Source organism: Syntrophales bacterium (assembly GCA_035363115.1).
GTDB lineage: Bacteria > Desulfobacterota > Syntrophia > Syntrophales > PHBD01 > PHBD01.
This window is the reverse complement of the sequence record DAOSEM010000010.1, coordinates 105,993-118,572: the sequence shown is the minus strand read 5'-3', so window position 1 is coordinate 118,572 and position 12,580 is coordinate 105,993. Positions and strand designations below refer to the sequence as shown.

Below are 12,580 nucleotides of genomic sequence, written 5' to 3'. Positions count from 1 at the left end.
CTCCTCTCTTTCATGTGACTGTTACACCTTGCATCCGAAAGCGGCATAAATCCCGCATTCCATGCATATTTTGCCCATCCCGATGGGGCCGGTGGCTTTACATGGCACCCATCATGGCATCCCTTCCCTTACGCACAATGAATGCCAAAGATTGTTAGCCAAAATCATTAATTATCTCTTTTTGTTGCCATTGATCGGGAATCAAAGGAACAGGAGATACCCGGCAAAATATGGTCATGTGTCACCATATGGACAACACCGTCGACGTCTCGACAGTTTCCGTCAGGAGGCTTCTGTATGGAATCAGGCCTGGTTCCGGGAAAGGGTCCGGCCTGTCGATACAGTGGCAAAAAATCTACGAAAGCCGTGAAGGAAAACCAGGGATGGGTTGGGAAACACGGGTGGTCGGCAGAATTCCCCCTGGTTCAGGGGGCAGGGCATCCCCGCCGGGATGCGTACGGGAGGGCTCCGGAAGACGGGCCGATCATTCGGCTGCAGATTCTCGCCCGAAAACTCCGGTCATCATGTCTGTCGGATCCAACAGGTTTGGTGGTTTGCTGTCGTACCAGGACGCCCAGTTGTCGGTACCCGGCAGATAAAGCTCCAAATGAAGCTGCTTCGTGCCGCTCACTAGGCCGATCGCCTGACCCTGCTTCACGATATGGCCAGCCCTGAGGGCCGGCGCTCTCAATTCGGCGTAATTCAAGACAAACTCGACATGATCGACCAGCACCGCGTACGTTATCTCCCCGTTTCGTCGCGTGTAAAAGGGGGCCGTCCTGATCACCTTTCCGTACCGGACCGCCCGGACCGGCGTGCCGGCTCCGTTGACGGGATACAGATCAACTCCCGCATGCCTTCTGCTGTTCCCGTTTCTCGGAGCGCCAAAATAGGGATAGTCCTGGGATCCGGCTCTCCAGTGACCGCACTGGATGGCTTCGTCTTTTGTGAACGGATATTTCGGAGCCCCGTCAAAGGGAGCAATGATGGAATGCGGCTTTCCTTCCCCCGGCCGCCCGTTCCTGTCGGAGGCTTCAATGGCCGGGGTGCAGGCAATACCCGCAACGGCCGCCACGAGGAGAATCACAATCAACCATTTTATATCATTACGGTTTCGCATCACGAACAATAACAGGACTTCCCCTGAACCGGTCCAGGGAGACGGGAACGCCGGATTCGACATAAGCTGCCGATGAGATCCCATACCGTCATCATCTGGAATCGGGTGTCTTTTTCCCCTCTTCTTTTTTCAACATCCCTTCCTCTTCCCCCTTCCCGGGACGTTCTCCTTCTCTTTTCATCTTTTCCTCTTCCCAGGCTTTCCGCCTCGAAGTGCGCTCCTTCTCCAGCGCCTGCCGGTCCTCGTCCGTGAATGCGTCACTGGGTTCCCGGTGTTTGATGACGATTTTCGGATTTCGGGGAGGAGGGGTGTCCGAGATGACCGTGTTGCCCTGTTCGTCAATATACGTAAAAATCTCGCCTGCCCATAACGGCATGGAGACGAAAACCATCACGAATAAGAAAATGAAATATCCTGGTCTCATGCTGATCTCCGGCAGAAGGAAAGAGTGAATCTTGTACAATGCCTTCATCCCGGGGCAACGCCGGCCCCGCATTCGTCACATCTCCGGCAGAATTTCCCCAAGATTCGCATCCAGCCGGCGGGGATCCGTCATCGGCTCCACCCATTCAAGCAGCGTCTGCGCCTCTGCGGACATGTCGATCCGCTCCGATCGCCAGCGTTCGCTCCGCTCCAGCAGCCGCAGGTGGAAACCGGCAACGGCACGCACGATGGGATGGATGCCGGCACCGGGCGCAGCCGGCTCCGTTCCTCCGCCTCCGGCATTGCCATGATCGCTCCACTCCCTGCTCCACCGGCGCAGTTTCGCCAAAGCCCTGTTGTCAAAGGGGGCAACACGGACGGCAACACGCCGGAGCGCTTCTTCGCCAAAACGGAGTTCGTAGAAATGGAACGTCGCGTTGCCGTCGTCCATCACCCCGTTGTCGAGGACATTGCGCCACAATTCACAGAATCCGCCGAGAGCGCCTGTCCCCCGGGAGTCGAGGAAAGAGGGCCTTTTCGTGTCAAACGTATCGTAGAACCAGAGCTCCCAGGGAGAAGCTGGACCCGGAGGAGACGACGGATTTTTTTCATTGCAAACGGGCACTTCCATGACGATTGGCCTCGGAGTGGTCTGCCGGCATCAGAGAGATCGCAGCGTCTCCCTGCTTCCGGCTATCGCACGAAGGGCAGGTTCTGATATGAAGGAACAGGTTGATCCCCTTCCGATGAGGGTGCCCAAAAAGCTGGAGGATTCCCCGGAAGGTCCGCAGCCTCGTCGAGGCATCGACGCGGCTGCCGCTGTGAACCAGGCTGTGGATTGTCTGCGATGAGCCGTCTGAAAAAGGAATTCATCACGAACACGGGCTTCGGCTTTCTCCTCCTCACCCTGTCCGTGCCTCTCGGAATCTTCTTTGACGCCGTGATGCAGGGCGACAAGAGGCTCCTCCCCATATCGGTCATCGTGCTCGCCGGCCTCCATATTCTCGAAGTCATCGGCATGACCTTCAAATTTCCAGTTATCTTCACCACGAAGAATCGCTTTTTCGGCTTTCAATACGACGACAATGCCCCTCCTACATTCGGGCAGATCGCGTTTTTCCTGTACATCGCCGAAACCGGCTTTCTGCCGGGAGCCGCCGCCATTTTCTTTTCCGGCAGGGATAATATCGTACCCGTCGTGACCGTCATCGTCCTCATCACCCTCAAATGGGTCTATTATCTCCTGCTCGCGACGGGTCCCCTCTTTCAGCCGGTTAAAAAGCCCTCGGCATTTCAGCAGCGTTTCGGCAACGGGGCGCTTTGGCTTTTCATATACGTCAACTACGGCTTCATCTCGTATCTCGCGATCCTCTTCGCCCGCTCCATCGGGTTCGGCGGTTCACCGTGGCACATCCTCTGCTCGTTTCCGGTCATGATGGCGATTTTTCTCCCCTTGAGGTTTCCGTTTCTTTTTGAACGATCTCTGAAGATCGCCGTTTCACGGGAGAGGCTGCTGTTCTATCTTTCCCTGTCCTGGATCGGGCTGGCGGCCAGCCTGAACCTGTACCTGGCGGCATAACCCTGCCCTGGTCCTCACCTTCCTATGGACCGCCAACCAGCGCGATGGCACCGGTTTTCCTGTCGATGGAGACGGTGAAAGCGAGATTCTCCTCGTTGTAACGGTTGGTGAAATACTTGTGGATGCCCTGGAAAGAGGCGCGGTACACACCGGCCGCTTCCTCCTCGCGGGAAAGACAGATCACCGACTCCACGTGCCAGTACGTTGCAATCACCTGCGATTCGAGGAGAAACAGGATAATGTCCCGAAGCGTGAGCGGAGATGGGGAAAGATCCAGTATTTTCCCGATCTCCATCCTCTGTCCGGGACGAATCCGGGTTGCGTCCACCCTCGCCAGGGGGGTGAAGTATTTCACCGACACGACAGGCTCGCACGTTGTCTTTCGAATGCCCATGAGCATGACACCATGGACGGCATACCGGGCAAGGGACGGAACGGCATCAAAGGATTCCGCGACAAGATCGGCAGCCTGCACCACGGGACCGGAATCCCCCGACCGGGTGCTTCGGGCGTCCCATACCCGAAAGGGGTTCTGCGCTCTCGTCACGCGGATCCGGGTGACACACGATTCCGATCCGTTTCGATCCCCGGCGCCCGCTGCCGCGGCATCGGGATTCATCAGGACTCCCGTCGACAGCAGGGCCAGGAAAAGAAGCGGCCAGAGGTTCCTTTTCATGGTGCGTCTCCAGCATGCAAATCTTTGATCGGGTTTCCCTCGACCCGGCGGGATGCCGTTTTCCGAACGGGCCGACCGGGGCGGAATAAAATCCGGAAGGCAACACCCCGGTTCAGTTGCATCGCAGTTTGCCCTTCATCGCTTCGTACCCGCTGCATTTCCCCAACTGGCAGGCCTTGATGAAGGAACGGCAGCTTTCCCGCGTGTTGCCGAGAAAGAAAAGGGCATAGCCTCGCTGGCTGTAAGATGCGGCATGATCGGGCTTCAGCCGGATCGCCTGATCGAAGTCCATGAGGGAGTGTTGGTACCGCTTCAGCCCCATGTATTCCAGGCCCCTCAGGAAATAGGCCTCCGCACTGTCCGGCTTCAGCAGGATCACCTGGTCGAAATCGCGGATCGCCCGTTCCGGTTGTCTGGTAATGCCATACGCGTTTCCCCGCGACAGATAATACGAGTAGTCTCCCTGAAGGGAGATGGCCTTGCTGTAATCTTCGATCGCCCGATCGTAAATCCGCAGTGACGAATAGGAACCTCCACGGCTGGAGTACAGATCGGCCGAATCCGGCTTCAGGCGAATCGCTTCGCTGTAGTCCCGGATGGCATTCTGATGCTGACCGAGCCTCGCGTAGGCAAGCCCCCTCGAATTGTAGGCGAATGCGTCGCCGGGCGCCCTTCGGATCGCTTCGTCGAAGCTTTTCACAGCGAGTGCATATTGCTTCATTCCGACGTAAAGAAGCCCTCGCTTTAAATACAAAAAGGAATTGTCCGGCTGCAGCTGAATTGCCCGGTCGTTGTCCTCGATGGCCTTCTGAAAATTGCCCAAGCCGGCATAGGCGGAACTTCTTCTCAAATATCCGAAAGCGTCTTTCGGCTTTTCGAGCTGGATCACTTTTCTGTAATCGGCCGCGGCTTGAGCTTCCCGACCGGTAGCAGAATAGATGTCACCCCGCAACGCATAGGCCTCGCTGTAATCAGGTTTCAGCTTGATGGCCGTCGACAGGTATTCCACCGCTTTCCGGCCGCCTTCGGCGATTTGCGACAGATAGGACAATCCGTGTGCGCCGGAAACCGTAAGCTGCCATTGCGCCGAGGCCTGCCTGTACCAGTCCACCGCCGACAGCTCCCGCGAAACTTCCTGGAACTGCTTTTTCAGCTTCGCGGGGCTTTCTTTTTTCACCGTGAGACGCCTGTTTTCATCTTCAAGCCTGGCCACCTGGTCCAGCAGCTGCTTTTCCCTTTTCCTGGCCTGATTGAGCTGGTCCAGGTAGGTCCTGTCGCGGAGAAGTTTTCGGACCCTGCTTTCCAAAAGCGACGTGTCCACCAGCACCTTGACGACAACCTCAATCCCAAAGCTGTCTTTCGTATGATAGTTCTCCTGGGAAATCACCTCCGCCTTGAGCACGCCGGCAGCCAGGGCAAGGATTTCATCCTTGGCGACGGTGCTGTCCTTCACAACCGTGAGACTCTCGATATAGGTCCCTGCCATCTCCAGCGCTTCGCGCTTCGCCTTGGCAATCGCCGCAATGCGTGCGTCGTCGGGCGACTGGCTGCCTCCGAAGGGCTGCTTGACCGTGTGGGTGATGGTTTGAATGTCCGCCTGGACGCAGGCTGGAAGGAACAGCAGAAGTGCCAGAAAAATCGTGAGAAAGGTTTTCACGAGGACCTCCTGTTATCGGACCGGAAGGAATTCATATCATGATCCCATATACAGAATCCACGGAACAGTCGTAACCGGCCATCCCGCAAAAATGGACCCCGTCGAACCGTGCATCCCGGCACGTATCCACAGCCCCACAAACGGGAACGATTCGGACCGGACAAACAGACCGGATGCATCGCCGGCCGGGAAACGGTCGTTGAACAACCGGTTTTCATCCGTTCATCATCCCCGATCTGCGATTCTGATCCGCCGTCCCGGTCAGAACGAGGCCTTCCTTCCCGGAACCAGGAGCCTTGTTTCCATGCCGGCCCTGCTCTTCTTCAGCCTCGCCGTGAATCCTTCAAGGTCTGCGGACCGGATCGTCCGGAAATCCGCTCCCGGAACCAGGGGAAGCGAGAAGTCGTCATAGTGAAACGGTACGACACAGGACGGCCCGACGATATCAATAAGCCGCTCGGGATAGCCCGGCCATTTCTTCCATCCGGGAGCACAGAGAAAGAGCACGTCGCAGGTGTGCCCCGAAAGCTCCTCTTCCAGAAACCCGGCGCTCCCGACGTGGAGGAACGTGACCCCGCCCAGTTCCACCTTCACGGCAAACATGGAACCGAGCCTATATTGGTTTGCCCTGAGCGGTGGTCTTCGGGCCCCATCGATCTCGCCCTCCATGAGAAGCAGACGGGAGAGGACGAGGCCGTGCATGGAAGGAATCAACGTCAACGCAAGCCGGTCGTCGAGGACCAGGCGCTCCCGGGCACGGCAGACCGTCACGCGGCCTGGCTGGCCGGATATGCCCAGAAGGGTGTCGAGACTGTTGCTGCCGATGAGCATTGCATCAGTCCGACGCGCCACCTCCGGGATGTCCAGCGCATGATCGAAGTGGGTGTGGCCCGCGAGGACGGCCCGGACATCGCCCTCCAGGCCGTCAAGGTAGGACTGGACGGCCCCGGGATCCGGTTCGAGACGGCGGATGAAGATCGATCGCTTCGACGGCCTTGTTATATAGGGGTCGATCAGCACGATACGGCCGTCGAAATGGAGCTCGATATGGGCTGTCCCCATCCAGCGCGCTTCAACCGGCATGGTTTCCTCCTCCATTTGCCATGATCTTCCTCCGGTCGATGCATCCGCTGTCCATCTGCCGGGAAACAACCACAAAAGGCCGAATCGGTATCGGGGGCTGCTCACCGGCGGAATGATGCCCGTCCCGGAACGGGACTGGCTTCCGTGAGGCAGGTCTTTCAGCGAAGGCCCCGGAGTTGCCTCCAGGGTTTCAGGTGGTGGATCGCAATCCCGCGGTAACTTGGCTGTTCGCGACAGACACGCTCGACGATGGCCATCTCCCGCGACAGGATCTCGAATCCAAGATGCTGAAAAGTGAGCTTCTCCGGCTCGGCAGGCCCGGTCTCCAGCCCGATCACCACGCCTTTTCCGGTCCTGGAAGCGTAGGCCAACTCCTGCCGGGCGTGGAAGATGATGCCGTCCTCCCCCTCGGCGTGGTTCCGGTAGTCCATCAGGGCGACATAGTCGTAAAGGTCCTGTACGAACTCGTTGAGCGGGCGCTGCTGTCCCTGCCACTCCACCTCCAGCCCGTCGTACCAGAACGGGATGGCCGCCCCGACTTCCAGGTGAGCCTTTTTCGCCATGACGACCCATTCCCGGGAACGCTCCAGGAACAAGCACGCAATCCTGTTGCTGTTCTTCTCCCAGGCGGCCATTGTGTAGGGTTCGATGTCCAGGTGGATGGCGTCGAAGCGCGACCGCGCCTGGGCCTTCACGTTGAAATCCACCACCCGTTGCACCATTTCCCTTGCCGCTTTGGCCTTTTCGGGCAGCACGTACCGGGGGGTGTTCAGATAGAGGGATCCCAGGAGGGCCTCGACTTTGAAGCCGCGGCCGTGCATCCGTTCGATCAGGCCCTGGAGCTTTCCCGGCTCCTCAACAATGGGCAGGCGCCCCTTGTAGGAATCCGCGTAAAGGTACAGGGTGGTGATCCCCTGGGACCGGAGGTCATCCAGGATCTCCTTCTCGAACGCGGGATCGTCGATCAGGCGGAAGCTGTCCACTTCCCAGATCCACATGGCTCGAGGCATAGCCGCCTCCGCACAGGACGCCCAGGGGGCGAAGAAAACCGCCAGCAGGAATAAGACACACAGGATGAAGCGATCGGGGAAAGCATTCATGGACAGGCCATATGCGGAAGCGATTCTTTCTGTCAATGCAATTCGGCCCCGGTCTTCGTCGGCGAGTCTTCCCCGAGGGGTGCAAAGGATATGGGAAAGGGTGCTCTCTTACGGATTGCCGCCCGCAAACAGGTCCGCCGGGTCGCTCCAGCGCGCATCGGGATCGGCGCCGATTCGCCGGATCATTTCTTCAAAGGCATTCCACATGGCCTCCGTGGTCATCTCGTAGGAATGTCCCCAGAAATAAAAGACGCCGCTTTCCCTGGCGTTCTCGTACCGGGACCACAGGTCCAGCGCAAGAAAATGGCAATTGGGATGGAACAGCATGGGGTTTTCGGGTGGAAACGTGCCTCCGGCTTCGCGGTCGGTCCTCCCGTAGACATGACCCGCTTCCCGGACCAGCGTCACGACAGCGTCATTGTACGAGCCGAAAGGATAGGCAAAGCCCGGCACCGGCTGACCAAAAAACTGCTGGAGGCGTTCCCTGCCCTCCGTGATTTCACGTCGCGCCGCATCGACCGGCATTTGATCCAGGCGCGGATGCGTCAGGCTGTGGTTGGCAATCGTGAAGCCGTCATAGACGGCCCTCCGTTCATCCCGCCCGAGCCGCCTGACCTCCACGCCCTGGTAAACGAAACTCAACGAGCGGTGTTGCGCATACAGGCCGTCGCTGAGGTTGAAGGTGGCCTTTGCTCCGTGCCGCCGGAGGATATCGACGAGCCGGACATCCGTCGTCACGCCGTCGTCCCAGCACTGCACCACGGTCATCATGGTTTCTTCGACCCCGCCCTTCCCACAGCGTCCGTCCGTCGCCCTCAGGGGTGGTCGGTGACGAGCGTCCTGCTCTCCGCCGAGACGAACGTCCGGCCCCGGCCGTCGGAGATCAGGCCTTTCAGCGTCACGACGGTTCCGGACAGGCTGGGCTTTTCCTGGACGGCCGTCACCTCCCAGGAGATCTCCACTTCCTGGCCCGCCTTCACGGCCCCATGGGTGACACAGGAAAAATCGAGACCGAGACCGATGCGACCGGAAGGCCGATAGAAATGGGTCGCCACCAGGCCCGTCATCAGGGAAATCAGCTGGCCGCCCGTGACCACGAGGTCCCCGAAACGGGTCCGGCGGGCGAAATCGGCATCGCGGTGGATCGGACTCTTGTCACCCGTGGCGGCGGCAAAACGCCGGACTTCTTCGGCGCTCACGACGACGTTGCGGCGGAACCGCTCACCGACGGCAATGGCTTCCATGCAGGGACTCTCCTTGTCGCCTCTATCCATCGATCACCGTCAACTCCAGGGGCGTCTTGCAGAGCATCTCCCCACCGTCCTTCGTGACCAGGACCGGACACTCCAGCCTCATGCCGCAGACGCCGGGAACGGTCATGGCCAGGAACGCCACCTCGACGGCATTCTCCTCGAGCACGACGTCCCGGAATTCGTCATTGTTGACGATGGCCGGATACCACTCGTGGCCGAACACGCCGAGTCCGTGCCCGAAGGAGGGAATGGTGTACGCGGCGTATCCAAGCTCGTTAATCAGATCCATCACGGTCTTGCAGACATCGCCCACCGTCTTCCCCGCCTTGAAATTCCGGACGATCGTTTCTGCCGTTCTGAGATAGGCGTCGGCCAGTTTCCGCTGCTCTGCCGATGGCTCTCCAATAATGAAATTGTGCGCCAGATCGGAGGGATACAACTGGTAAAGCGGGTGCAGGTCCACGATGATGTTTTCGCCTTTCTGCACCATTTTCTGCGTGGGCTGGGTCGTTCCGTTCATGGCGTATGTCGCCCGGTACCCGGAGGCGATCTCGGACGATCCCGTGATCGCCCAGTGGTACTCGCTGCCGAGGCGCCGCAGCTCCATCTCGCCGATGCCGGCGATTTGCGCCTCCGTCAAGCCGATCTCCAGTGCATCCCGGACGCATCGGATCCCGGCGTCCGCCATGGCGGCGGCCTGGCGCATCAGCTTGATCTCGCCCGGCTCCTTGACGTAGGAGGCCTGATCCACCACGTAGAGCGCGTTGACGAAGGTCGCCTCCGGCAGCGCGTTTTTCAGGAATTCGTATTCCGTGGCAAAAAGGTATCCCGTGTTCCCGCGGGGGGAATGGCCGAGCTCCACGCCGATCCTTCCCTTTTCCGCGCCGTTCTGCCGGACGAAATGGACGATGAGGTCCACAAGATCCATGCCGGGCAGGGGGGCATAGGAGGAAATGCTGCTCAGCCAGGACTCGTTCTTCAATCGCTCGCAGTCGAGCAGCATGGAAACCAGACCGGCGAATCCGTCTTTTGACACGATCACGGCGCTTCTCCACGGAACGAAGGCGCCGGACACATAGCTCAAGCTCACCGTCCGCGTGCCCACGAACAGATCGAGATCGGTTTTCTTCATCTCCTCCCGTATTTTCGTTATCCGCCCGGGATAGTCAATGTAAGTGTTCATATATCCTCCGTTATCTCATATTTGACGAACGATTTCCTTCATCGGGAAGAACTGTAGGTCCGTTGCCGCTGCAAGTCAAGCCGGCCTTTATTCCGACCAGACGATCGGAGAAATCCGCTCGGGATGGCAAGGGGATTGCCGGAATGGAACGAATCGCCCACGGCCTCCCGGAAGAAGATCCGGGACAGCTCAGGGACAGGAAAAGACGCTGGGATCACAGATTCGGCAGGATCCGCGAACGTCCTCCGGTTCATCGCCTGGTAATCTTGACCTGGAGGAAGGCGACCGCCTGCTGCCCGGCTACGCAGACACCGAACGACTTCAGGGAAAACTGGCTTCGGATCCGGGAGATCAGGCTGTTGTTGACATAATAGCTCAGGGTCTCCCCTCGAACCTCGACTCTCTGGACATTCCGGACATATCGGCCGTCGCTGATCGGCGCCGTGTTCGGCCTCCACGGCATGGCATCGTCCACCGGGATATCGTTCACGTTGACCCAGATCACGGATTGCCCGTTCGCCGAAACTCCGAACGTATACACATTCAGGCGGTCCTGACCCAGCATCAGGCCGTAGGCGTTGTTGTTGATGCCTCTCAGCCACACCGAGACGAGCTCGACGTCATAGTCCCCCGTCGCCCCGGGCGGCAGAGGGAGCATTTCGAGGGACTTCCGCTCGTTCTTCGTCTCCATGACATAGCGGTTGTCCTGGAACACGGCGTCGTAGAAGGGGCCGTTCACGTACACCGGCCAGCCGTTTTTCGGCGATGAGAAGTCGTCATAAAAAAGAACACTGCCGTAGCCCGCCGGCTCTTTCGGCACCGTCAGCTTGCTCTGCTCCAGACTTTTCCGCTGTTCCTCGAGTTTCTTCCTCTCCTCCTCCAGGGCCCTCTTCTGTTCCAGGATCTCTTTTTCCCTCTGAATCCGTTCCCTCTCTTCGGCCAGGATTCGCCGCTCCTCTGCGAGATCATCCGGGGCCTTCGCCGCCGGGACCGCGCCTTTCTGCGGCTTGAAGGAAAAACTTCCTTCCAGGGAGGAAAGTTCCCAGGGAATCTGCTGACCTTTGGTCCGGCGTACCAGATCCTGGCGGACCCGCTTGAAAACCTCCTCAATGGGCACGTCCGGCGACGTCATGTGCTTGATCAGGGATCCCGTAAAAGGGCTGTTGCGCCCGGATCCGTCGACGGCGACCTTTCCCGGGCTCGTGGAGTAGCTGATGAAGGTCCCCTTCGGCGCGGAGGAGATGATGGCGAGTCCGCGGGATGCGGACCGGAAACTCCGGGCGAACGGATTGTCCCGGCAGGCATCCAGGATGACGATGTTGAGATCGTTGGCCGCATTGGCCATTTCGTCCAGGACCATTTCGGTGTCCAGCGCCTGGTACTTCACATCCGTCTCGCGATTGATGCGCGCCCCGACGGGGATGAGGTAGTTCCGGCCGGCGATCTGGATCCCGTGTCCGGCATAGTAGAAAAGCCCCACACCGCCGCGCCGCAGGCGGTCGCCGAAGTCGCGAAGCGACTCGTCCATTTCCTGAAGGCTGGCGTTCTTCTTGAGAATGACCGTGAACCCGAGTCTCTGAAGCGTCGCCGCCAGGTCGGACGCGTCATGCACCGGATTGGTGAGAGGACCGGTTTGGTAGGCGCTGTTGCCGATCACCAAGGCGACACGCTGCGTCTGCGCGGCGGAAGACGCCTGGGGAGCAAAGAGAAGAAGGGCCAGAAACAGCAGTATGAGTCGGCGGATGGGTTCCATGACGGCAAATCTCTTGTGACTCATGACCGGTTTATGGATCGGGAATAGACAACCTGACGTTTGTTTCCCTATACCACACACGGATCGGGATTTCCGCCCGGTTTTTCGCCGGCGGCCGTTCATCGGAAAAAAAACTTAAATGATAATAGGCTCATAAACAGTTATTGCAATCCGTTGCCACCATCTCCCCGCGGTGGCCACGGATTGCAATAAGACACCATTTCGTCTGCTTCCGGAAAGGCTGACCGATCCGATCTGGAAACCGGAAGGTTCAACACCCGGAGCCTTCCGATGGAAACTACTTTGCTTTGATCCTTTTCGGTCCCACCCATTCATCCCAGGAGTTATTGTAGCCGTCATAGTGGATGAGATACTGTTTACCTTTTGTTTTCAGAACATGCGCGTCATACCACTTGCCCTTCCACAGCACACGAACAGCATCTCCTTCATTGAAATCCGCTGCCGGGGCTGCCGGGGCCGCCTGCCCTGCAAGCTTGATCCGGTCGGGACCGACCCACTCATCCCATGAGCTGCTGTAGCCGTCGTAATGGACAAAGCACTGTGTGCCCTTGGCTTCTTTCACCATTGCGGGATACCATTTGCCCTTCCACAGGACCTGGGCCTTGTCGCCGGGCTGACATTCCGCCGCGGCCAACGAAACAAACAAAAAGGAAAGAAACAGACAACATGCAATAAGACCGACGGTTTTCTTCTTCATGAGATCCTCCTCGTTTCAAGAAATTGAATTTATGC

At 58.6% G+C, this 12,580-nt stretch carries 12 protein-coding genes; 1 reads left to right on the top strand and 11 read right to left on the bottom strand.

All coding sequences use genetic code 11. The features are described from left to right. Nucleotides 1-484 precede the first annotated feature (484 nt). Nucleotides 485-1,120, bottom strand: a complete 636-nt coding sequence (locus tag PLO63_16015; GenBank protein ID HOI75651.1) for a M23 family metallopeptidase — start codon at nucleotides 1,118-1,120, stop codon at nucleotides 485-487. A 499-nt stretch (nucleotides 1,121-1,619) separates the two neighbouring features. Beyond that, the gene (locus PLO63_16010) at nucleotides 1,620-2,024 is read right to left on the bottom strand and encodes a hypothetical protein (protein ID HOI75650.1); all 405 of its coding nucleotides are present in this window, start codon (nucleotides 2,022-2,024) and stop codon (nucleotides 1,620-1,622) included. A gap of 366 nt (nucleotides 2,025-2,390) precedes the next feature. Between PLO63_16010 and PLO63_16005 the strand changes: the two genes are divergently transcribed. Beyond that, nucleotides 2,391-3,122, top strand: a complete 732-nt coding sequence (locus PLO63_16005; protein HOI75649.1) for a hypothetical protein — start codon at nucleotides 2,391-2,393, stop codon at nucleotides 3,120-3,122. A 22-nt stretch (nucleotides 3,123-3,144) separates the two neighbouring features. Here the strand turns inward: PLO63_16005 and PLO63_16000 are convergent, their stop codons facing one another. The 9 genes from PLO63_16000 to PLO63_15960 form a co-directional block, all read right to left on the bottom strand. Then, nucleotides 3,145-3,798 carry a hypothetical protein gene (locus tag PLO63_16000; protein HOI75648.1) on the bottom strand — a complete coding sequence of 218 codons (654 nt, stop codon included), beginning with the start codon at nucleotides 3,796-3,798 and terminating at the stop codon, nucleotides 3,145-3,147. Between the two features lie 112 nt (nucleotides 3,799-3,910). Then, nucleotides 3,911-5,455 (bottom strand): tetratricopeptide repeat protein, encoded by a 1,545-nt coding sequence (locus tag PLO63_15995; GenBank protein HOI75647.1) that lies wholly within the window; start codon nucleotides 5,453-5,455, stop codon nucleotides 3,911-3,913. 261 nt (nucleotides 5,456-5,716) lie between these two features. Continuing rightward, nucleotides 5,717-6,538 (bottom strand): hypothetical protein, encoded by an 822-nt coding sequence (locus tag PLO63_15990; protein HOI75646.1) that lies wholly within the window; start codon nucleotides 6,536-6,538, stop codon nucleotides 5,717-5,719. Between the two features lie 158 nt (nucleotides 6,539-6,696). Beyond that, entirely contained in the window at nucleotides 6,697-7,548 is an 852-nt protein-coding gene (locus PLO63_15985; protein HOI75645.1) for a hypothetical protein, read from the bottom strand. A gap of 198 nt (nucleotides 7,549-7,746) precedes the next feature. Continuing rightward, nucleotides 7,747-8,409 (bottom strand): polysaccharide deacetylase family protein, encoded by a 663-nt coding sequence (locus tag PLO63_15980; GenBank protein ID HOI75644.1) that lies wholly within the window; start codon nucleotides 8,407-8,409, stop codon nucleotides 7,747-7,749. Nucleotides 8,410-8,453: 44 nt separating this feature from the next. Next, nucleotides 8,454-8,882: a MaoC/PaaZ C-terminal domain-containing protein gene (locus PLO63_15975; protein ID HOI75643.1), complete on the bottom strand. Its 429-nt coding sequence runs from the start codon at nucleotides 8,880-8,882 to the stop codon at nucleotides 8,454-8,456. 22 nt (nucleotides 8,883-8,904) lie between these two features. Continuing rightward, nucleotides 8,905-10,074, bottom strand: coding sequence for a Xaa-Pro peptidase family protein (locus tag PLO63_15970; GenBank protein ID HOI75642.1), 1,170 nt, complete (start codon nucleotides 10,072-10,074; stop codon nucleotides 8,905-8,907). A gap of 250 nt (nucleotides 10,075-10,324) precedes the next feature. Further along, nucleotides 10,325-11,827 (bottom strand): caspase family protein, encoded by a 1,503-nt coding sequence (locus tag PLO63_15965; protein ID HOI75641.1) that lies wholly within the window; start codon nucleotides 11,825-11,827, stop codon nucleotides 10,325-10,327. Between the two features lie 298 nt (nucleotides 11,828-12,125). Further along, complete coding sequence (locus PLO63_15960) at nucleotides 12,126-12,545, bottom strand: Tudor-knot domain-containing protein (protein HOI75640.1); 420 nt, start codon at nucleotides 12,543-12,545, stop codon at nucleotides 12,126-12,128. Between the last annotated feature and the right edge of the window lie 35 nt (nucleotides 12,546-12,580).